Below are 20,547 nucleotides of genomic sequence, written 5' to 3' on the forward strand. Positions count from 1 at the left end.
TAGTGTGTACATGACCTGAACACATTCTTCAGGAAATTTGAAAGGGACTTATATGATTACGCTCAGACCATCACAAGAACGCGGCCACGCCGAGCACGGCTGGCTGAAATCACATCACAGTTTTTCTTTTGCAGAATATTACGATCCACAGCACATGGGTTTTGGCCCACTGCGTGTGATTAACGATGACTGGATCGCTCCAGCCATGGGTTTTGGTACGCATCCGCACCAGAACATGGAAATTATTACTTATGTGCTCGAAGGTGCGATTGCGCACAAAGACAGTATGGGTAACGGCAGTACGATACGTCCAGGCAATGTGCAGTATATGAGTGCAGGTACCGGTGTGCGCCATTCGGAATTCAATCCGGCCAATACCGAACACACACGTCTGCTGCAAATCTGGATACAGCCAGACCAGTTGGGTGGTGAGCCGCTCTACGGTGAAAAAGAATTTAGCCGTGAAGAAAAACAGGGGCGCTTGCGTCTGGTGGTTTCTGGCGATGGTGCCGATGGCTCCATCAAAATCCGCCAGAACGCACGTTTGCAAATTGGCTTGTTCGATGCAGAACAAAAGCAGGAAGTAGCACTGGCAAAGGATCGCCTGACCTATGTCCACGTAGCACGTGGTGAATTGCAGGTAAATGGCATGGCCTTGAAAGAGGGCGATGCCGTGATGATGTCAGCCGAAGAAAAACTCGTGCTGGAGCAGGGTAAACAGGCAGAAGTACTGGTATTTGATCTGCCTCATTAAGTACTAAAGACAGGAAAATCGCTGACGTGAACAAGTAAAAACGCGTCAGTGATTTGTCTTTTTCCTTAGCAATCTCAACATATAAATTTGGAGTAAAACATGTCTAAAGTCGCGATTATTTATCATTCAGGTTATGGTCACACCACCAAGGCAGCAGAAGCAGTACACGCAGGTGCTGCCGCTGCCGGTGCTGATGCCGAACTCATCAAGATTGACGCCGAAGGCAATATCACCGACGCCCAATGGGAAACCCTGGCCGCTGCTGATGCTATCGTCTTTGGTTCTCCAACTTACATGGGATCAGTGTCCTGGCAATTCAAAAAATTCGCCGATGCTTCTTCCAAGCCATGGTATAGCCAGGTCTGGAAAGACAAGATTGCCGCAGGTTTCACCAATTCTGCCTCCATGAATGGCGACAAATTATCGACCCTGCATTACCTGTTCACCCTGTCACAACAGCACTCCATGATCTGGGTAGGCACAGGCCTGATGCCATCCAACAGCAAAGCCGCACAACGCAATGACATCAACTACATCGCCAGCTTCAGCGGCCTGATGACGCAGTCCCCATCCGATTCTTCACCAGAAGAAGGCCCGCTGCCAGGTGATCTGGAAACGGCGAAATTGTTTGGTAAGCGGATTGCGGAAGTGGCTGCGAAGTTTAAGTAAGATGAGTTGGTGAAATAAATAAACCCGCCGGATTGATTGGCGGGTTTTTTGTTATGTCCATATGAGTACGCTCATCAATCAAATTTGAGAAATATGAATACAGGCCGAATTGACGTTGGTGTTGTTTTTGACTTTGCAGTTCCCCTGCGTCGACGCCGTTTGTGCGGTACAGAAAATGGATTAAGAAGGACCGCTGTTTGAGGTGTAGCAGGGGTTTCGGCCGGCCCGCGTAGGGAGCACTGCTGCGCGCCTGCGTAACGACATGCGCTTGCAAGCGCATGTTCCTAAGGGCAAGGCCGAAGCGAGTTTCGGGCCTTCCCATTTTTTGTACTGCACAAACGGGAACCCCCTTCAGGGGGCGACGACGCCTGGGGCGCCTTCTTTTGCATTCTTTTCTTGGCGAGACAAGAAAAGAATGTAGCTGTCGGGCTACCCCCGACCTGCAATCGTAAATGACGTGCAAAGTATTTCAAAAGCAGCTATGCAATACGATGAATCAGAAATTAATTCTTGAAATGGTTTACTAGGAACGCCGCTGGAGCGCAAGCCCGGTGGAATGACGACTTTGAGAGGACGGTAATTCAATCGATATCCTGTTGCATAAGTACTGCGAATAACCACCTCTTTTACCATAGACACTTAGCCGCATATCCCCTACAGCTTCTCCTTCAAAAATTCTAATAATCGCGGTGCCAAATATCCAGAATCACTGCCAGGTATCTTGATAGGCTCAGAAGCCCAATAATGCCCCGCATTCTTCAACACGACTGAACGCACAGAAAACCCCGCCTGCTTCAATGCATGCATGAAGGCAATCGACTGCCCAGCAGGATCTACGAATTTGTCCTTCGCTCCCCAGCTCAACAAGAACTGCGTTTGATTATTATCCCGCGTCACATACGACAGCGGCGACGCTTCAAAATAAATTTTTCGGTTGTCAATCAAACTGCTGCCAAGGAAACCCTGGGCAATATTATTGTCAGGGTAGTTGCGATTCGAATGTTCCCACTTCGCCGTCAGATCATAGCTGCCATAAATGCCTATGCAAACCTTGACCGTTGTCGTGGGTTGCATGCCATCTGAGAACGGTGGCTGGTCACCAGCCAGTGCGACGATAGTGGCAAGCTGTGCTCCTGCTGAGTCGCCCATCAAACCCATGCGTTCAGGATCAAGCTGGTAAGTTTCTGCGTGCTGGCGCAAGAACTGCACGACGACGCGTACATCGTGTACGGCTGCCGGATAGAGATTGGTTTTGTCTTTGACCAGACGATAATTAACGGCAAATACGGCATAGCCATTTTTTGCCAGATACGGTCCCCAGTGTTTATACAGACTGGCATCGGCAAAGCGCCAGTCGCCGCCATGTACTGCAATCAGCACCGGATATTTTCCATCACCCTTGGGACGGTATAGATCACCTGTCAATACTTCATCGCCGTTTCGCTGATAGACGATGCCTTGTTGCATGTCATAAGCCGTATCTGTCATGGCAGCATGTGCAGAAGCTGCTGCCAGCAGGCTGAGGGTGATACAGTTTATTAAGCGGCATAAAAAGGATGTGAATCTACATAACTTGCCTGGCTGGTTAAAAAATTTCATTTCATATTTCCTGCGACATGAAGAGTTTTACATGGAATCAGTATGCCGGGTCAGCAGGAGTAGGTAAGGGACTGTGTGACCAAGCTTGAGTCTGCCGTGACGAATTGCATGGAAGCGATAGTCATGTCCATAAAAAAACCGCCTGAAGCACAGGCGGTTTGGTGGGGCAGGTTCAGCTTGCGCAGATTTATTTGCACTCACCTTCGGCTACCATGTACACCAATTCCCAGCCATGGCCATCGACATCATGGAAACCATGTCCGTACATGAATCCATGATCTATAGGCTCTTTAGGCACCGTGGCACCCGCAGCCCTGGCTTTGGCGACCAGGCTATCGACATGTTCGCGGCTGTCGCAGGACAGGCAGTTCAACACTTCAGTACGCTCATGCGCATCGCTGATGGGCTTGTTGGTGAAGCCAGCAAAGAATTCTTCTACCAGCAGCATGACGAACAGGTTCTCGCCCATGATCATGCAGGCAGCCTGATCATTCGTGAACTTGGGTTCAAAACTGTAGCCCAGACTGCTCCAGAATTCCTTAGAGCGAGGCAGGTCTTTGACAGACAGATTTACAAAAATTTGTTTATGCATTTTGTCTTCCTTTCATTTGTTGTTCCGGTATAGGCAGGCCAGGCGAGCCATACCGTTTTATTTACATTCACCTTCCGTGGCCCACGCGCAGCAATTCCAGCCGTGGCCATCAAGGTCATAGAAGCCCTGTGCATACATGAAGCCATGATCTTCAGGCTCATCAGGCACGGTGGCTCCGGCAGCTTTAGCTTTGGCAATCAGGCTATCGACATGTTCGCGGCCATCGCAGGACATGGCATGCAAGACTTCGACACGCTCATGGGCATCGCAGACTGGTTTGTGGGCGAAGCTGGCAAAGAGTTCTTCTGTCAACAGCATGACCAGGATGTTTTCACCGAAAATAATGCAGGCAGCGTTATCACTCGCGAATTTGGGATCGAAGCTGTAACCAAGGCTGCTCCAGAATTGTTTGGAACGTGCCAGGTCTTTGACTGGTAGATTGACAAAAAATTGTTTATGCATGTCGTTCTCCTTTAATTTGTGCTCATTGTCTCAGCTGGCAGGTTCAGTGCCCGCACGGGGCGCACTTCTATGCTGCCATGCTGGGCTGGCGGGATCTTTGAAGCCAGGTGTATGGCTTCATTCAAATCCCTGGCATCAATCAGATAAAAACCAGCCAGCATCTCCTTGGTTTCGGCAAATGGGCCATCGGTGACTGACAATTGGCCGTTCCTTACCCTGACCGTGGTGGCGGTATGGACAGGGTGCAGAGGTTCTGCTGCCAGCATATGACCTCTATCAACAAGTTCCTGGGCATACATGCCGCATTTTTCGTCCGGGCAGGCATTCCAGTGTTCATTGTCGAGATAAACCAGGCATAGGTATTTCATAGTGGCTCCAGCAAGGATGGAATGGCGTTGATCTGATTACAGTGGCTGCGGTTCACCATTGATTATCCAGGGCGTGCCGTATTTATCGACCAGCATACCCCACGACTTGGCCCAGAATGCAGCTTGCACTGGCATGGTCACCTGGCCACCTTCTGCCAGCGCGTTGAAAATCTTGCTGGCTTCTTCGGTGGTATCGTAATTCAGGGTGAACGAAACGCCCTTGATGCCGTCATAAGGCATTTGCTGTGGGCAATCACCTGCAAACAACAAGCCACCGTCTGGCAATTCGAGGCGTGCGTGCAGGATACGGTGGGCTGATTCAGCCGGTATCATGGCTGCCATGGGGGAGTCGGCGCCACTCATCATGACGGTTATTTTGCCGCCCAGGACTTGTTCATAATAGTGCATGGCTTCCTTGCAGTTGCCATTGAAGGACAGGTAAGCGATAGGATGTGGCATGGTCATTTCCTTTTATCAATTATCAATTGGTTGGATTATTGTGTGAAAGCGTCTCCACATCTGATAGTCGAATGGCATGACAGTAAATCGACACTACTTCAAAAAAATATTTAATTTCTTTTTTTGATATCTGAAAAATTGCCAGTGAGCATTAATTGCTCAGGGTTCGCACGCGCTCATTGAGCAGTTTTAATTGTGCCTCAATAAATGGCAAATTGGGATCATGCCCGGCGCGTGGCACCACGATATACTCTTTTTGCGGTGCGGTAATGCTATCTACATACTGTTTGGTGATCTCAGGCATGGTCAGTAAATCTTCTGCGCCCTGGACAAAAAACACCGGGATGGCGAATTTGTTTGCCGTAGCAGGAAAATTCACGGTGCTGAACATGCCGTCACCTTTGTAACCGACAAATTTCAGGAAGGAATAATCTTCGCCAGCTTCGTAGTCAGCCAGAGCAGCCGGTGTGGCATAGGCCGGATCAGACGCCCACCATGTTTTTGGGGCAGGGTCTGTGCGCAGTGCTTCATATTTGCGGATAGCCTTTCGCAAAATGCCGAAGTTACGCGGATTGGTCCACGGCGGAGGGCCCAGTGCGCTTACTTTTGTGGCAGTCTCCTGATCGCCGGCAGCCTGCGCCAGATGTAACACCTGTTTATAACTACTAGCCTGGTTTGCCTTGTAGCTGACAACCTGAGAAGTACCAACATAGGCATAAAATAATTCAGGTTTCGACAGACTCATCTGCGCACCGAGTATCGAGCCCCATGAGCTGCCCGTCAGTATGATTTTTTTCTTGCCCAGATGTTGGGTCAGATATGCCGCCAGGGCAACACCATCATCAGCCATTTGTGCAATTGTCAAAGGCGTTTCTTCACCGGGTTTGTTCTTGCCGAAGGTCTTGCCTGCACCACGCTGGTCCCATTGCACGACGGTGTAATCTTTTTCCCATGCGCCGTAAATAGCCGTGCCATACGGGCTCATGGTATTGCCAGGCCCGCCATGCACGACCAGGATAACCGGGTTACTGCAACGGCTGCCCTTGATGGTCACCCACTGCGGTATGCCGCCTAGCTCGACAAATCCTTCTTCATTGATGGCTTGGGTTGCAGACTTGCAGGCCGGGCCGGGTGAAATCGGTGTTGCTTCGGCCTGGCATAGTGCAGGTAGCAGGCTCATTAACAAAGTGGGAAGAACGTGATGCAGTTTTGCCATATATCTCCTGATGGTGAGTGGACTTCTTGTAATTTTGGGGTAAAACTGACGGGTGTCACAGGGATTTTAATTTTTTAATGCAAGCAAACGGCGTTCAATAAAGCGTTTCTCCGGCTCTTGTTTGCAGAGTTTCAGCGCCAGTTCATAGGACAGGCGCGCTTGCGTCATGTCACCATTGCGGCGACACAGGTCAGCCCTGGCTGCGTGGGCCAGATGGTAGTTTTGCATTTCCTGTTTTTCCAGCAAGGCTTCCACCAACGACAAGCCATGTTTTAACTCGCCCGTGCACATGGCAATCGCGATGGCACGGTTCAGTTCTATGACGGGGCTGGCTTCAACACGTAGCAGGGCATCATACAGGCCAACGATCTGTGGCCAGTCAGTTTCTGCATAAGTCGCCGCCTCTGCATGGACGGCGGATATCGCCGCCTGCAGGGTGTAGGCGCCAAAGCGGCCAGAGCGTAAAGCCTGCTCTACCAGCGTACAGCCTTCTGCTATGAGTGTCTGGTTCCATAATTGCCGGTCTTGCTGTTCCAGTGCGATCAATTCTCCATGATTATCAGTACGGGCAGGGCGGCGTGCTTCATGCAATAGCATTAGCGCCAGCAGACCACTGACTTCCGGCTCGGGCAATAATTCCTGTAGCAGTCGTGTCAACCGTATGGCTTCCGCTGCCAGATCCAGGCGCAAGGCAGAGTCACCGGCAGAACTGGAATAGCCTTCATTAAAGACCAGATAAATCACCCTGAGCACGCTGTGCAGGCGCGCTGGCAATTCTTCTTTTTCTGGTACCTGATAAGGGATTCTGGCATCACGTATTTTTGCCTTGGCACGCACGATGCGCTGCGCCAGAGTAGGGGCGGGGGTCAAAAAGGCATGGGCGATTTCTTCCGTCGTCAGGCCACAGACCTCGCGCAAGGTCAGAGCGACCTGGGCATCGGCTGCCAGCGCGGGGTGGCAGCAGGTGAAGATCAGGCGCAGCCTGTCGTCTTCCATGACTGGTGATTCAAATGCAGTTTCGCCTGGCTGGGCTGTTTCATCCACCAGCGCTTCTACGGCCTCTACATGCTCATCCAGCGGGTCAAAGCGTCTTTGCCTGCGTATGCTGTCTATGGCCTTATAGCGTCCTGCAGAGACCAGCCAGGTGTGTGGGTATTCAGGCAAGCCTTTGTCCGGCCATTGCTCCAGCGCTGCCTTGAAGGCTTCATGCAAGGCTTCTTCTGCCAGGTCTAAGTCATCCAGCAGATGTACCAGGGTCGCAAAGACCCGACGCGACTCTTGCTGGTATATGGATTCCACCAATTGCCGGGTGTTATCGCTAACGGAAGTCGTCATACTCTTAATTGCGATATGAAGCTTTGATGATTACCTGAATACTGGCCCGGCCCACATAAAAAGCCTGAAGAATCGATAAATTCTGCATTTTCAGTACCAGAAATAGTGATGACGGATTCTAGCGCACTCTTAAAGAACAATGCTTTAAAAGCATTAATTTAAAGAAAATTTCCAGCATGCCAGAGGTTTAAGCGAAATTAAAAAAAAGACCGATTGTGCTTTTTTTACCACTAATTGAAAAGTGGTCTGTCCGTGCCTGAGATCAATTCCTGAATACAAAAATACCCTCTGGCCAGCCCCGGTGGTATGCGTCTGCCACGTCTCAAACAAGGTGTTTCTCCGCTATTTTTGTATGTCTGCAAAGTTTCTGTAAATCAAATTTTGTGCCAGAAACTTAGATGAAAAATTCTATCAAATTCCATGGACGCTGATGTTGGACTTTTATTAATGTGGCTAAAGAGGCATCTAAAAATAGCTAGACTAAATTTTAACGTATTGATCAGCATCAATGGAGACAGATAAAGATGAGCATGAACCAAAGTGCCCAAAGTATGTACACAGACCGCCTTGCCAGGCTGGTGCAATTGTCACGTGACAGGCATGTCTTCAGCTTCACCCGCTTTGACTGGGTGGATGATATCAGTGAGCAGGACTGGTGGGTAAGCCCCGAACTGCTGACTATCCATGGCACCGCTTACTACGAGCAGGCCAGCGAGGCGCAACGCAAACTGCTCAGCAAATGGGAATGCATCAACCTGTTCAGTCTGAATGTGACGGGCGAGCAGGAACTGATCGCAGGTGTTGCTGAACTCTTGCATACCCCCATGCTGAAAGAAGCCAATGATTATCTGCATCACTTCATCGACGAAGAAAACCAGCACATGTGGTACTTCGCCAAATTCTGCGAAAACTATGGGGGCAAGATTTATGGCAACAAGAAAATACAACTTACTGAACTCAAGCTTGACCCCAGGCTGACTATCCTCGTCCGCTTTGCACAGATTTTCATTTTTGAAGAAGTCGGCCATTACTACAACCTGAAGATTGCACTTGATGACCGCGTGCATCCCTTTATACGCGAGATCAATGAGGCGCACCGCAATGATGAGTCGCGCCACATCACCTTTGGTCGCGCCGTGCTGGCCAAGTTGGCAGATGGCATCAGCAATGATTATGCGCCAGAAGTGCTGGAGAAAGTCTCGCAACACTTGCACAAATATGTGCAGGTCACCATCGAGTCCCTCTATAACCCGGCGATGTACCGCGATGCCGGTTTTAGCAGCGGCATGGCAATCCGCAGTGCACTGCTGGCTGACCCGGTGCGGCAGGATTTTCACGCACGTGAATTGTTGAAAAAAGTATTGGCCCTGCTGGGCGACACCCATTTATTAAAACAGGAGACCAGTCTTGAACCAGCTTATCAGTCTTGACAAGATCAATGAAGTTAAACAGTGGTTGCTGTCAAAGAAAAAATATCTGTCCGATATTCCCTTAGACCTTGACCTTATAGAAAACGATGTCGTTGATTCCCTGAGTTTTGTGGAATACGTACTCCTCATAGAAGAAATCAGTGGCAGGGAAGTTGTGGTCGATGACACCGTGCTCGACAAGGTCAGGACCCTGGACAGGGTGCAACTAAATTATATGGAATAGGCCATTCCTAATCCGCAGCACATGTAGAAAAACATAGACAAAACAAATACAAAACAAATACAAGGACAAACCATGGAACATCAATTCACTGATTATCGCTATGGCGATTTGCTGGAACTGACAAACCGTCACCGCAATACGACAAAGAATATTATTCTCACAGGTGCTACCGGTTTTCTCGGCAGTAATTTCCTGTTCTGGCGTTTGCGCCAGAGTGGCAAAATTTATGTGCTGGTCAGGGGAGAATCGCAGGAACACGCCAAGCAGCGTGTATATGATGCGCTAGCTGTCTGCGCCTCTGCCTACAACCAGCCTATCCCCAAAGCAGATATAGACAGCAAGCTGGAATACATACTCGGTGATATGACCGAGACCATGTGTGCGATCAGCAAGAATGATCTGGAAAAACTCACAGCGGCGGGTATCAGCGAATTCTGGCATTGTGCCGCCAGCCTGAAGTTTGAAGACCGCCACAAGGAAGAAATCTACCACCACAATATCAACGGCACCCAGAATGTGATGGACCTGGCGCGGCGTGTGCATTGCCAGCACTACCTGCATATCTCTACTGCCTATACCTCTGGTCGTGTGGCTGGTGAAATACCGGAGAGCCTGCATTCCGTCGATATAGACTACAACAATTTTTACGAGAGAAGTAAAAATGAGGGCGAGCATGAAGTCGCCAGATACTGTGATGCCAACGGACTGGACTACCGCATCCTGCGTCCTGCCATCATCATGGGGCCGCTGGCATCACGCCGCAGCGGTGGCACGCGCTTTGGTATCTACGGCCTGACGCAGGAAATGTACCGCCTGCGTGAAACACTGAGCAAATTGCAGACACCTTTGCGCCTCATCGGTGACCTCGCTGCTGCGGGCAATCTGGTGCCGGTCGATCAATGCGTGTTCGACATGATCTATCTGAGTAATATCGGTTTTGGCGATCAGAAGGTGTATCACCTGACCAATTCCAGCGACCTTAATGTCAAGACCATGCTGGAAAAAATTGATACTGCGCTTGGCATGAAAAGCATCAATTTCGTGCCAGAACGCGACACTCCTGCGACTGCGATAGAAGAATTGTTCGATAAACGCACCGTGTTTTATGGCGGCTACTACCGCACCATCAAGAACTTTGCGCGCAGCCTGCCCAAGCATGTGGGGCTGAGTTGGGCTGATTACGGTACTTACCTGACTGCTTTTATCAAGGAACTGGATGAACAAAAGAATGGTACGACTTTCAACCGCAGCCAGGTCACGGCTGAAGATGGTACTGAATTATGTGTGTTGACGCTGGGTGACAAGAGCAAACCGGCGCTGGTGCTGGCAAATGCCTATGGCATGCCATCTGACTTCATGTTCCCGCTGGCCCAGCGCTTGTCTGATCAGTTTCATGTCATCACCTGGGAAAGCCGCTGGGTACCAGCCATTACTCATGAATTTGATCTGGAAAAATGTCATTCCTTGACCCATGCCAAAGACATGGTGGCGATACTCGACCACTTTGGCATCGCCAAGGCAGCTATCGCTGGCTGGAGCAGCGGTGCCCAGGTCAGCCTGCGCAGCATGGCGGCTTTCCCTGAACGTATTTCATCGGCAGTATTGCTGAATGGCGGTGTTTCGTTGCCAGCGTCGAATGAAATCAAGATCACCGACTTTGAAAAAAATATACGCACGCTTTTCCCCAAGATCGCTGCCAATTATCGTTTCGCCCAAAAGTACTGTGATCTCATCTATGGTGCCCATGCAACCTCAGATGATGGTGAAGACCGCAAGATGATTTCTACCATCCTGACCAGTACCGACCCTTTCTTGCTGTACATGACCAGCGTACCTTTCCGCACGCCGGAATCATTGTTCCGCTATGCCAATATGATGAATGGCCTGTTCAATGAAAGAGCAGATGCCTGGACTGCCGATATCCCGCATCCTGTGCTCGTGCATGTCGGTGGCAAGGATCTTGTCACGCATGCCGATGTGGGCCGTTTCCTGGTTGCAGGCCTGAAGCAGGGGGTATTGTCCTTTGATGAAAACGGTGATCACTTCTCGCACTTCTATGATGAAGACCTGGCGACCATGATCAGGCAATTTGTCGCACAGCATCAGGATCAAGTGATACCCAGCCTGAATTGATGTCAATGGCAATGTCCGCATCAAGAACACCTGCGGATATTGCCTGCTGTTTTCGTCGTAGCGAAATGACGACCATGCTAATCACCATGGTCGGGGGAGACATTTTTATGAAAAAAGAACAAAAATTATTGATTGCCAGTTTTTTCAACACGGCTAAAGCCCAGCCTAACAGCAATGCATTGTGGGTAGATGAACAGGTTTATACCTATGCAGAATTGCTGTTGCGTGTCGCCAGGATTACCCGCACGCTGACGCGCGAGAACAAGGATTGCAACCGGCAACGTTGTGCCTTGCTGGTAGATCGCAGCATTACTGCCTATGCTTCTGTGCTTGGTACTTTGCTGGCAGGCATGGCCTATGTGCCACTGAATGCCAAGTTCCCCGTGCAGCGCAATTTGCGCATGGTGGAGCTTTCTGCATCGAACTCGATTGTCGTCGATGAGCGTTCCATGGATGCAGCCAAAGAATTGCTGCAATCTTATCCCGAGCCTTTGACCGTGCTGATGCCCGATACGGAGACTTTGCCCACCTGGGCTGCCAGCGCCAGCCAGCATACTTATATTTTAAAACGCCAGATGGCCGAGGCCGATACCGCCAGCCTGAGCTTGCCTGTCAAGGCCAACCCTGTTGCCTATATCCTGTTTACTTCTGGCAGCACGGGTTTGCCCAAGGGTGTGGCAGTGACGAATGAAAATGTTGCTACCTATGTCGCCAGTATCATCGCACGCTATCAACCGGGGCAGGGCGACCGCTTTACCCAGTTTTTTGATTTTACCTTTGACTTGTCGGTACATGATATTTTCGTATGCCTGAGTGCTGGTGCCTGCCTGTATAGCGTGCCTGCGCGTGTCATGATGATGCCGCTTAAATTTGTACAGCAACATGAATTAACGCACTGGTTTTCTGTACCATCGCTGGCTGCCTGCCTGAAACGCTACAACGCCTTGCGCCCCGGTGTTTTGCCCAGCCTGAAGTACAGTCTGTTTTGTGGTGAAGCTTTGCCCACCAGTCTGGCGCAAGACTGGCAACCTGCCGCGCCCAATTCCATCATCGAGAATTTATACGGGCCCACCGAGGCAACGATCGCCTTTACCGTGCATCCTTACGACGCCAGTGATCAGCGCATTGCGGCCTTGCCCGTCGTGCCCATAGGCCAGTCTTTGCCAGGGCAGGAAACCATGGTGCTGGATGAGCACTTTAATCCTGTTGCTGACGGTGAAATTGGCGAGCTGTATCTGGGCGGTTCACAACTGGCACATGGCTATTGGGAAAATGCTGAATTAACGCGCCAGCGCTTCCTGAACCTGCATTTTGAGGGCAGGCAGGCGCAGCGCTGGTACCGTACCGGTGACCTGGCCTGCGTCGATGCAGAAGTGGGTTTGCTGTATTGCGGGCGTATCGATAACCAGGTCAAGATACGTGGCTACCGGGTTGAAGTGCAGGAGGTTGAGGCGGTGATACGCCGCCTGGGTGGTTCTGACCTGGTGGCGGTAGTGCCCTGGCCACTGGCTGCAGATGGTAGCGTGCAGGGCTTGCTTGCCTATGGCTGTGGCTTTACCGTATCATCAAGAGATATACTCAAGGCTTGCACCCTGCATTTGCCTGCCTATATGCTGCCGCAGGATGTGATTGAATTGCGCAAGATGCCTTTCAATTCGAATGGCAAGATCGATTATCCAGCCTTGCAAAAACTGGTAAAAGAAAGTGATGGCCAGCAAGTGGAAAAGCTTATTCCTGGCGTATGATGCCTGGAAGGTGCGGCAGGAGATGAACCCGTCCTGTGTGGCGGGTTTTTTTATGTATATGATGTAATCTGCAAGACAGGAGGCAATGTGGCCAGAAAGCATGAATGCGTATTTTGCGAAATCCTCAACGGGCGCAGCGCCGCATCGGTCGTCTATCGTGATGAACAGTGTATAGCCATACTCGATGCATTCCCCCTGACGCGCGGGCATTTGCTGGTGATACCGCGACAACACCAACAGCATATAGAAGATTTGCCAGAAGAAACGGTCGCTTACCTGTTTGCCATGGCAAGCCGTTTTTCATCTGCATTACGCCTCGGTGGTGAAAGCAATGCCACTGCAGTGTTGCTCAATAATGGCAAGGCAGCCAACCAGCATGTGGCCCATGTGCATCTGCATGTGATACCACGCCGTGATGGTGATACTGCATTGATGGTATGGCGCTACCTGACACGCTTTATCAATCCCTGGTCTTATATAGGCCGCAGCAAACGTTTGACACGGCAGGCGGCTCGTTGGCAGGCTTTGCTCAAATCAGAATAATAGGACTTACGCAAAACCGCCCCAGCTGCGTTGCAGCTCCTCTCCTGGGAGCCGCGTACTAAAGTACTGTCTTCGTCGCTGACGGTGTAATCGGAGTTTCAAGCAACACCTTGCTTGCCGATGAAACGATCATCCCTTGCCAGGGATGTTTCCCAAAGCGATAGCCTAGCCATCTTAATTTCTCCTCAGCCTCTAAGTAATTTAATCAAACCCGAAAAAACAAGGCCTGACAATGCAGGCCTTGTTTTGTTCAACTTAACGCCAATTCAGATTGGCTTAGCCATCAAGCCGCTTTCTTCTCGTCTGGCTTGATATCAATCTTTTCCACTTTCTTTTCGTCTCTTAATTCACGGCGCAAGATCTTGCCTACATTTGACTTTGGTAACTCGGTACGGAACTCTATGTACTTGGGTTTTTTGTAGGAAGTCAGTTGTTCCTTGCAATAACTCATCAACATTTCATCAGTCAACTGCGCATCTTTTTTGACGACATATAATTTCACTGCTTCGCCAGAATTGGCATCTGGCACGCCTATGCAGGCGCATTCCAGCACGCCGGGGTGAGCCGCCACTACGCCTTCAATTTCATTCGGATAAACATTAAAGCCTGACACCAGTATCATGTCTTTCTTGCGATCGACTACGCGGATATAGCCATTTTCCTGCATGATGCCGACATCACCTGACTTAAAAAATCCTTCGGCAGTCATGACATTGGCTGTATCTTCAGGGCGGTTCCAGTAACCCACCATGACTTGCGGGCCACGTATGGCAATTTCACCTGCTTCACCCAATGGTACACGCTTGCCGCTATCGTCAAGTATCGCTATTTCTGTCGATGGTAATGGCAAGCCTATGGTGCCGCTAAAGTTTTCTGCATTGGATGGGTTGCAGGTCGCGACAGGTGAGGTTTCCGACAAGCCGTAGCCTTCAACGATAGCGCAGCCTGTGATTTTTTTCCAGCGCTCGGCAACTGCTTGCTGTACTGCCGTGCCACCACCATTGCAGGCCTTGAGTTCAGAGAAATCAAGTTTTGCAAAATCAGGATTATTCAGCAAGCCGTTGTAGAGCGTATTCACTGCCGGCAGCATGCTGATTTTATGTTTGGAAAGCGTCTTCACCAGCCCGGGTATATCACGCGGATTGGGGATAAGGATATTCAAACCACCCAGGCGCGTGCCCATCAGGCAGCAACTGGTCAGTGCAAAGATATGGTAGAGGGGTAGAGCACAGACGATAGTCATGGCCTCTACTTTTGGAGCCTTGTTCAGCGCTGGTTGTGCCCAGGCATCATTTTGCAGGACATTGGCAGTGACATTGCGGTGCGACAGCGTTGCTCCCTTGGAGACGCCAGTAGTACCACCAGTGTATTGCAGGAAAGCGATGTCATCGTGTGTAATCGTTACCGCTTTCAACGGCTGGCGCGAACCATCTGCCAGTGCCTGCTTGAAACTGACAGCAGTCGGCAAGGAAAATTCTGGCACCATTTTTTTGATATGGCGCACGGCGAAATTGACGACCATGCCTTTGACGCCACCCATGAGGTCACCCATGCTGGTCACGACCACATGTTTGATCCTGGTTTTGTTGAGTACCTGCTGCAGGGTAGTGGCAAAGTTCTCAAGGATGATGATGGCTACAGCACCAGAGTCATTCAATTGATGTTCAAGTTCACGCGGTGTATATAAAGGGTTGACGTTGACGGCGGTATAGCCTGCGCGCAAGACTGCAGCGATAACGACAGGGTATTGCAGGATGTTAGGCATCATGATCGCAATGCGCGCACCTTTTTCCAGGCCCCGGTTTTGCAGCCATGCGCCAAATTTCTTCGACAAGTCATCCACTTCTGCATAGCTCAGGTATTTGTCCATGCAGACATAGGCCTTGCGGTCAGCGTATTTCTGGAAAGACTCTTCCAGCAGATGCACGAGGGAGGTGTATTGGGTGTAGTCGATTTCTGCGGGCACACCTTGGGGATAGGATTGCAGCCAAAACTTTTCCATGCTTTACCTTTTGTCTCATTGTTATAAAAATCGGGTGACGCATGGCGGTAGCAGATACCGTCTGCGTACTGATATTGGCAAACTTATTATTGTTTTTGACCATGCTAAATGCAGGTGGCAGCAGGAGGCAAGGCTTATTCATGACATTTGAATAAGTCTTCTAAAAAATGCTTTTGTGGTTTTTTGAGAGCAGTTCTGTGCTGCTCCGGCAAGTATTTTTGAGTTCGACTGAAGAATGTTTTGCAAATTACTTTACTGCTTCAGCACGAATTTTTCAGCCTTGCCATCGCGAGACATCATGAATCGAACTATGGATTCAACCGTGACGGTATCGATTTGCCCGGCCATGCGGCGGTCAAATGGATGGTCGTCGAAGGCGACGTTGGCGCGGAACATGCGGGCGCCCAGGCGCGTAAGGGAGGGTATGTAGATGGTGTCAGGTTTATAGGATGCGGACTTTAACCATGCCTGGGCCTGCGTGCGGTTTTCTATGCGCACATCATTGGCTTGCGCTGCGGCGAGAACTTCCAGTGCCCACTGATTCGAGTTCTGGTACATGGTGGAGTAGGCATAGGACAGCATGTTGTAGCGCGCTGCATGCAGGTTCTTCGCACGGCCATCGGCCATCACTTGTTGTATTTTTTGTTGCAACTCAGTGTTGGGAATAAGTACCAGGGTTTCAAAGGCGAACATGTCGTCCATGAAAAAATTACCCAGACCTTCCCTGAATAATTCCGAATTGGCTGTGCCACACTGGTTCAGCTCGTGCATGACGGACCAGGTGCCATCTGGCAGACGCTCTATCAAACCCAGGTGGGAATAGCGCAAATTGTACTTGGACAAATCCTGGCCAACGCGGGCGATGATGGCAACATTAGCCTGGCTTTCGTCCAGCCTGATCTGGGTCTTGTGCGCAAACTCAAGGGCTTGCATGACTTTCTTGGGATCGTAGCTATTTTCCTCGCAAGGGCGACCCGCGAAAGCCGGTGCCGTACAGGCGAGAGCGAAGACGATGAATAGACGCTGAATTATTATCAGAACCTTGGAGGAAGCCAGTGAACGTGTGCGCATATTAAATTTGATCAGACCTTGTTGTGATGCATCAGGGCAGTGCCGATTTCATTGGGAATAAACGCCAGCACCTTGCCTGCACTGACCAGCAGATAACCAGTTGTCGTTGCGCTGACTTCCACCACGGCACCGCTGACCAGACCAACTTTTTCTATGCCCTTGCCGGACAATCTGACTGTAGTGCTGACTGCCTGGGTTGAGCCCTTGAGCACCACTGTCACACCATCGGCACCCGCCTTGACGGTATCAACGATCATCTCACCTGAACCAGCCACCATGGAAAAACCACCAAGCATGATGATGCCTACACCCATGGACAGAGCTTCGGAGCCGCCAGAGGGGCCGCAAGAAATGCGACCGCGGCCAGCATGTGCAGAAAGTGGCAACAGGCTGCTGGCGCACAGAGCGGCAATCAGGGCGATTTTGCGAATTGGTGTGGTCATCATGTGTCCTTAAATGTAGAAAGTGACTCTACAATAATATAAGACCATAGAATCGCAAGCTATTTGTCATCAGTAGCAAATAGTTACAGAAGAGGTAGTGGAATTTGATACCAGTATCACGATTTTTGAGGAAATTGGATACTGAATTCCCTCCCTTTCAAGGGGGTGTCGTCGGGGTTTCACAAAGCATTGCTTTGTGCCGATAGAATCTAAGCCGCTTGCATGCGGCGCAGTGGACGGGTTAGGGTGGGGATGAGTTTCGGTCAATCAGCGGCAAACGAATTTACCTCAGAAACCCATCCCCATCCCAGCCTTCCCCTTGAAGGGGAAGGGGTTAAACAGATAATTGATAACTGCTTACCAGATACTGACACGCTTATCCGGCGTCAGATACATCTTGTCGCCAGGTTTGACGTCAAACGAAGTATAAAAATCAGGATGATTGACCAGGCTGCCATTGACACGGAATTCTCCTGGGGAATGCGGGTCAGTCTTGATGAGGGTAATCGCACGTTGCTCGCGTGACTTGCCACGTCGGGCTTGTGCCAGGCCCATGAACAGGCGTTGCTCTGCAGTCCAGCCATCAATCACAGGCGCAGGTTTGCCTTGCAGTGACAGTTTGTAGGCTCGCAATGCCATGACGATGCCTGCATTGTCGGCAATGTTTTCACCCAGGGTCAGCTCGCCATTGAGAAAGTGGCCAGGCAAGGGGCTGTAGGCATTGTATTGCTCCACCAGCACCCTGGTTTTTTTCTTGAATTTTTCCTGGTCTTCCGCGGTCCACCAGTTGCGCAAGTTACCGTCGCCATCATACTGCGCGCCCTGGTCATCGAAAGCGTGGCTGATTTCATGGCCGATGGAAATACCCAGTGCGCCGTAGTTGAATGCATCTTCTGCATTCACATCAAACAGGGGTGATTGCAAACGTGCAGCAGGGAAGACGATTTCATTCATCTCAGGGCTGTAATAGGCATTCACCGTTTGCGGTGTCATATGCCATTCTTCACGGTCTATGGGTTTGCCGAGCTTGGCAACTTCCCTGTCATAACGTGCCTTGCGTGCGCGCATGAGATTACCAACCAGGTCATCGCTCTTTATCGTCAGACTGGAATAATCACGCCATTGTTTTGGATAGCCTATCTTGACGCTGATCTTGGATAATTTGATTTGCGCCTGCTTCTTGGTTTCCGGGCTCATCCAGTCCAGTGTGTCTATGCTTTGTTTGAAGGCTTCAAGGAAATAGCCCACCATTTTTTCTGTGCGCTGTTTGACTTCAGGTGAGAAGTATTTTTCTACATAAGTTTTACCTACGGTTTCACCCAATACCTGATCTGTCAGTGCTATACCGCGTTTATCGCGAGTGCGGTTTTCTTTGGTGCCAGCAATCGTGGCTTCATAGAATGCAAAGTTTTCATTGACAAAATCAGACGACAGGAAGGGGCTGTAGGCACGGATCAGTTGCCAGGTGAAATATGACTTCCAGACTTCCAGCGTGAAGTTGTTCAGATTATCGCCAAAACCCTTGATATAACTTGGCTGTGATACGATGAGGGCATTGACTTTGCCATGCATGTGAGCGGATTGCAGATAGGCTGTCCAGTTGAATGTCGGAGTCATCTTGTTCAAATCGCTGACGGCCATTTTGTTATAGGTCTTGACCGGATCACGGTTTTCTACTGCTGTCCACTGTACCTTTGCAATAGCAGTTTCCAGTGCGATGATATGGTCGGCTTGTGTTGCAGGATTTTTTTCACCAGCCAGCGTCAGCATTTTTTCTATGTGTGCTTTGTATTTTGCGCGGATGTCTGCCATCTTCGCATCATCCAGCTTCAGGTAATAGTCACGGTTTGGCAAGCCTAGCCCAGCTTGACTGACATCGACGGCATATTGACTGGAATTTTTATTGTCCTGGCCAATACCCACACGTATAGGCGTGTTGACGCCTATCTCATGAAAATGCGCAATCAGGCCTGGTATTGCTTTCTTGTTTTGCATTGCTGCAATCTTGCTCAGGTCAATCTTCAGCGCTGCAATACCAAGGGCATTGAGTTTTTCTTCATTCATGAAGCTGTTGTAGAGATCACCGATTTTCTGTGTATCTGATCCTGCTACTTTATTGCTTTCTTTGGCTGCACTTTCAACGATGGTGCGCAATTGCTGCTGCACATCCTCACGCGCTTTCATGAACGTACCCCAGTCTGATTTGTCTGCCGGGATTTCATTGGCCGTTAACCATGCACCTTGTGCATAGCGATAAAAATCATCCTGAGCACGCACCGCCTTGTCCATGTTTTCGGGATAGATGCCAGAACCAAGGGCAGTCGCTTTGGCAACGACTGTGGTCGCGCTGGGGTCTGCTGCCTGGGCAGCATTGGCCAGCAGGCTGAGGGCGAGAGTGCTGAGTAGTAAGCGTTTCATAGGAAGTCTCTGGATAGGATGTTTTTTGTCTGAGCAGGCGCTCTAGAGTTATAGAACTAGCGGAATAATAGACTGATTGAAACTGGCGAAGTTCATCGCAGAAAACAAAAAAAGCATTACTGCTGTAAACAGTAATGCTTTTATCTGAAAGAGTTATTTGAGCAGGTTTGACTATTGGGCAATAGTGGTTTCGGCCTCTGTTGCCCCTGTCGATTCTTTCTTGCAATGCGGGCAAGACTTGCCAGAGATATACCAGGGAGACAATTGCTCGCGCGGTGTGACAACGGCACGGCAGGCAAAGCATTGCTTGGTGTCTGTAGCTTCCAGTTGTGGGTTCAGTGCAGTGCGGTAGTCAAACACAAAGCAGTCGCCGTGATAGTGATCGCCACCGACTTCTTCAAAATACTTGAGGATGCCGCCTTCGAGCTGATAGACACTGTCAAAGCCAACATTCTGCATGTGTATAGCGGCTTTTTCGCAGCGTATGCCACCAGTGCAGAAGGTCACGACGGTCTTGTCATTCAATGCATCGCGGTTGGCTTCGATAACAGCCGGGAACTCTGTGAACTTGGCAATGCGGTAATCAATTGTATTATCAAAACTGCCAACATCAACTTCAAAATCATTGCGGGTATCAACCATGACCACGGCTTTACCCTTGTCGTCATGGCCCTGGTCCAGCCAGCGCTTCAGCGTGTGAGCATCTACTGCAGGTGCGCGGCCTTCTTCAGGCTTGATCAACGGCATGCGCATGGTGATGATTTCTGCCTTCAGCTTGACAAGGATTTTGGTGAACGGCTGGTGATCAGAAAAACTCTCTTTGGCGACCACATCTGCAAAACGCGGGTCTTGGTGCAGCCAGTCCATATAAGCATCAACCTCATGGCGCAAACCGGCCAGGAACATATTGATGCCTTCTGGCGTCAGCAGTACCGTGCCTTTCAGATTCAGTTCCTTGCATTTGTCCAGAAAGACCTGGCGTTTTTCAGCGGTGTCATCGAAGGTGATGAACTTGTAGGCAGAAATATTGACGTAGGGTTTATCGGGTGTTTGTATTGCAGCGGGCATGATGAAATTCAGTAAGT

General features: G+C 50.1%; 19 protein-coding genes. 7 read left to right on the forward strand and 12 right to left on the reverse strand.

Annotated features, from left to right (window positions below; translation table 11 throughout):
- Window positions 1-52: 52 nt before the first annotated feature.
- Window positions 53-754 (forward strand): pirin family protein, encoded by a 702-nt coding sequence (locus tag ACO0LN_RS03265; RefSeq protein WP_422970947.1) that lies wholly within the window; start codon window positions 53-55, stop codon window positions 752-754.
- A gap of 99 nt (window positions 755-853) precedes the next feature.
- The gene (locus tag ACO0LN_RS03270) at window positions 854-1,423 is read left to right on the forward strand and encodes a flavodoxin family protein (RefSeq protein WP_162059665.1); all 570 of its coding nucleotides are present in this window, start codon (window positions 854-856) and stop codon (window positions 1,421-1,423) included.
- Between the two features lie 654 nt (window positions 1,424-2,077).
- On the opposite strand, the gene ACO0LN_RS03275 is transcribed toward ACO0LN_RS03270, so the two are convergent.
- The 7 genes from ACO0LN_RS03275 to ACO0LN_RS03305 all read right to left on the reverse strand — a co-directional run bounded on the left by ACO0LN_RS03275 (window position 2,078) and on the right by ACO0LN_RS03305 (window position 7,454).
- Entirely contained in the window at window positions 2,078-3,022 is a 945-nt protein-coding gene (locus ACO0LN_RS03275; RefSeq protein WP_422970948.1) for an alpha/beta hydrolase fold domain-containing protein, read from the reverse strand.
- 187 nt (window positions 3,023-3,209) lie between these two features.
- Window positions 3,210-3,614 (reverse strand): VOC family protein, encoded by a 405-nt coding sequence (locus tag ACO0LN_RS03280; protein ID WP_162059663.1) that lies wholly within the window; start codon window positions 3,612-3,614, stop codon window positions 3,210-3,212.
- Between the two features lie 57 nt (window positions 3,615-3,671).
- The gene (locus tag ACO0LN_RS03285) at window positions 3,672-4,076 is read right to left on the reverse strand and encodes a VOC family protein (RefSeq protein ID WP_162042162.1); all 405 of its coding nucleotides are present in this window, start codon (window positions 4,074-4,076) and stop codon (window positions 3,672-3,674) included.
- Between the two features lie 11 nt (window positions 4,077-4,087).
- The gene (locus tag ACO0LN_RS03290) at window positions 4,088-4,444 is read right to left on the reverse strand and encodes a YciI family protein (RefSeq protein WP_422970949.1); all 357 of its coding nucleotides are present in this window, start codon (window positions 4,442-4,444) and stop codon (window positions 4,088-4,090) included.
- 36 nt (window positions 4,445-4,480) lie between these two features.
- Window positions 4,481-4,903 carry a VOC family protein gene (locus ACO0LN_RS03295; RefSeq protein ID WP_422970950.1) on the reverse strand — a complete coding sequence of 141 codons (423 nt, stop codon included), beginning with the start codon at window positions 4,901-4,903 and terminating at the stop codon, window positions 4,481-4,483.
- Window positions 4,904-5,054: 151 nt separating this feature from the next.
- A complete protein-coding gene (locus ACO0LN_RS03300) occupies window positions 5,055-6,119 on the reverse strand; it encodes an alpha/beta fold hydrolase (protein WP_422970951.1) in 1,065 nt (354 codons plus the stop codon).
- Window positions 6,120-6,185: 66 nt separating this feature from the next.
- On the reverse strand, window positions 6,186-7,454 hold the full coding sequence (locus tag ACO0LN_RS03305) for an RNA polymerase sigma factor (RefSeq protein ID WP_422970952.1): 1,269 nt from the start codon (window positions 7,452-7,454) through the stop codon (window positions 6,186-6,188).
- Between the two features lie 524 nt (window positions 7,455-7,978).
- Between ACO0LN_RS03305 and ACO0LN_RS03310 the strand changes: the two genes are divergently transcribed.
- The 5 genes from ACO0LN_RS03310 to ACO0LN_RS03330 all read left to right on the forward strand — a co-directional run bounded on the left by ACO0LN_RS03310 (window position 7,979) and on the right by ACO0LN_RS03330 (window position 13,528).
- Window positions 7,979-8,884, forward strand: a complete 906-nt coding sequence (locus ACO0LN_RS03310) for a diiron oxygenase (RefSeq protein WP_422970953.1) — start codon at window positions 7,979-7,981, stop codon at window positions 8,882-8,884.
- Window positions 8,862-9,107 (forward strand): hypothetical protein, encoded by a 246-nt coding sequence (locus tag ACO0LN_RS03315; protein WP_422970954.1) that lies wholly within the window; start codon window positions 8,862-8,864, stop codon window positions 9,105-9,107. The genes ACO0LN_RS03310 and ACO0LN_RS03315 overlap by 23 nt, the downstream gene beginning before the upstream one ends.
- 72 nt (window positions 9,108-9,179) lie before the next feature.
- The gene (locus ACO0LN_RS03320; protein ID WP_422970955.1) at window positions 9,180-11,240 is read left to right on the forward strand and encodes an alpha/beta fold hydrolase; all 2,061 of its coding nucleotides are present in this window, start codon (window positions 9,180-9,182) and stop codon (window positions 11,238-11,240) included.
- A 107-nt stretch (window positions 11,241-11,347) separates the two neighbouring features.
- Window positions 11,348-12,985 (forward strand): amino acid adenylation domain-containing protein, encoded by a 1,638-nt coding sequence (locus ACO0LN_RS03325; RefSeq protein WP_422970956.1) that lies wholly within the window; start codon window positions 11,348-11,350, stop codon window positions 12,983-12,985.
- Between the two features lie 87 nt (window positions 12,986-13,072).
- The gene (locus tag ACO0LN_RS03330) at window positions 13,073-13,528 is read left to right on the forward strand and encodes an HIT family protein (protein ID WP_422970957.1); all 456 of its coding nucleotides are present in this window, start codon (window positions 13,073-13,075) and stop codon (window positions 13,526-13,528) included.
- 283 nt (window positions 13,529-13,811) lie between these two features.
- Here ACO0LN_RS03330 and ACO0LN_RS03335 read toward each other — a convergent pair whose 3' ends face one another.
- The 5 genes from ACO0LN_RS03335 to ACO0LN_RS03355 form a co-directional block, all read right to left on the reverse strand.
- Window positions 13,812-15,530, reverse strand: coding sequence for a long-chain-fatty-acid--CoA ligase (locus ACO0LN_RS03335; protein WP_422970958.1), 1,719 nt, complete (start codon window positions 15,528-15,530; stop codon window positions 13,812-13,814).
- 252 nt (window positions 15,531-15,782) lie between these two features.
- Complete coding sequence (locus ACO0LN_RS03340) at window positions 15,783-16,601, reverse strand: DUF2145 domain-containing protein (RefSeq protein ID WP_422970959.1); 819 nt, start codon at window positions 16,599-16,601, stop codon at window positions 15,783-15,785.
- Between the two features lie 11 nt (window positions 16,602-16,612).
- Window positions 16,613-17,044 carry a hypothetical protein gene (locus ACO0LN_RS03345; RefSeq protein WP_422970960.1) on the reverse strand — a complete coding sequence of 144 codons (432 nt, stop codon included), beginning with the start codon at window positions 17,042-17,044 and terminating at the stop codon, window positions 16,613-16,615.
- Window positions 17,045-17,401: 357 nt separating this feature from the next.
- On the reverse strand, window positions 17,402-19,462 hold the full coding sequence (locus ACO0LN_RS03350) for a M13 family metallopeptidase (protein WP_422970961.1): 2,061 nt from the start codon (window positions 19,460-19,462) through the stop codon (window positions 17,402-17,404).
- A gap of 171 nt (window positions 19,463-19,633) precedes the next feature.
- The gene (locus ACO0LN_RS03355; protein WP_422970963.1) at window positions 19,634-20,530 is read right to left on the reverse strand and encodes a sulfurtransferase; all 897 of its coding nucleotides are present in this window, start codon (window positions 20,528-20,530) and stop codon (window positions 19,634-19,636) included.
- Window positions 20,531-20,547 lie beyond the last annotated feature (17 nt).

The sequence above is a fragment of the Undibacterium sp. TC9W genome (assembly GCF_049339865.1).
GTDB lineage: Bacteria > Pseudomonadota > Gammaproteobacteria > Burkholderiales > Burkholderiaceae_D > Undibacterium.

Coding starts and splice junctions, on each gene's coding strand:
- ACO0LN_RS03265 (WP_422970947.1), top strand. CDS start 53: ATGATTACGCTCAGACCATCACAAGAACGCGGCCACGCCGAGCACGGC.
- ACO0LN_RS03270 (WP_162059665.1), top strand. CDS start 854: ATGTCTAAAGTCGCGATTATTTATCATTCAGGTTATGGTCACACCACC.
- ACO0LN_RS03275 (WP_422970948.1), bottom strand. CDS start 3,022: ATGAAATTTTTTAACCAGCCAGGCAAGTTATGTAGATTCACATCCTTT.
- ACO0LN_RS03280 (WP_162059663.1), bottom strand. CDS start 3,614: ATGCATAAACAAATTTTTGTAAATCTGTCTGTCAAAGACCTGCCTCGC.
- ACO0LN_RS03285 (WP_162042162.1), bottom strand. CDS start 4,076: ATGCATAAACAATTTTTTGTCAATCTACCAGTCAAAGACCTGGCACGT.
- ACO0LN_RS03290 (WP_422970949.1), bottom strand. CDS start 4,444: ATGAAATACCTATGCCTGGTTTATCTCGACAATGAACACTGGAATGCC.
- ACO0LN_RS03295 (WP_422970950.1), bottom strand. CDS start 4,903: ATGCCACATCCTATCGCTTACCTGTCCTTCAATGGCAACTGCAAGGAA.
- ACO0LN_RS03300 (WP_422970951.1), bottom strand. CDS start 6,119: ATGGCAAAACTGCATCACGTTCTTCCCACTTTGTTAATGAGCCTGCTA.
- ACO0LN_RS03305 (WP_422970952.1), bottom strand. CDS start 7,454: ATGACGACTTCCGTTAGCGATAACACCCGGCAATTGGTGGAATCCATA.
- ACO0LN_RS03310 (WP_422970953.1), top strand. CDS start 7,979: ATGAGCATGAACCAAAGTGCCCAAAGTATGTACACAGACCGCCTTGCC.
- ACO0LN_RS03320 (WP_422970955.1), top strand. CDS start 9,180: ATGGAACATCAATTCACTGATTATCGCTATGGCGATTTGCTGGAACTG.
- ACO0LN_RS03325 (WP_422970956.1), top strand. CDS start 11,348: ATGAAAAAAGAACAAAAATTATTGATTGCCAGTTTTTTCAACACGGCT.
- ACO0LN_RS03335 (WP_422970958.1), bottom strand. CDS start 15,530: ATGGAAAAGTTTTGGCTGCAATCCTATCCCCAAGGTGTGCCCGCAGAA.
- ACO0LN_RS03340 (WP_422970959.1), bottom strand. CDS start 16,601: ATGCGCACACGTTCACTGGCTTCCTCCAAGGTTCTGATAATAATTCAG.
- ACO0LN_RS03345 (WP_422970960.1), bottom strand. CDS start 17,044: ATGACCACACCAATTCGCAAAATCGCCCTGATTGCCGCTCTGTGCGCC.
- ACO0LN_RS03350 (WP_422970961.1), bottom strand. CDS start 19,462: ATGAAACGCTTACTACTCAGCACTCTCGCCCTCAGCCTGCTGGCCAAT.
- ACO0LN_RS03355 (WP_422970963.1), bottom strand. CDS start 20,530: ATGCCCGCTGCAATACAAACACCCGATAAACCCTACGTCAATATTTCT.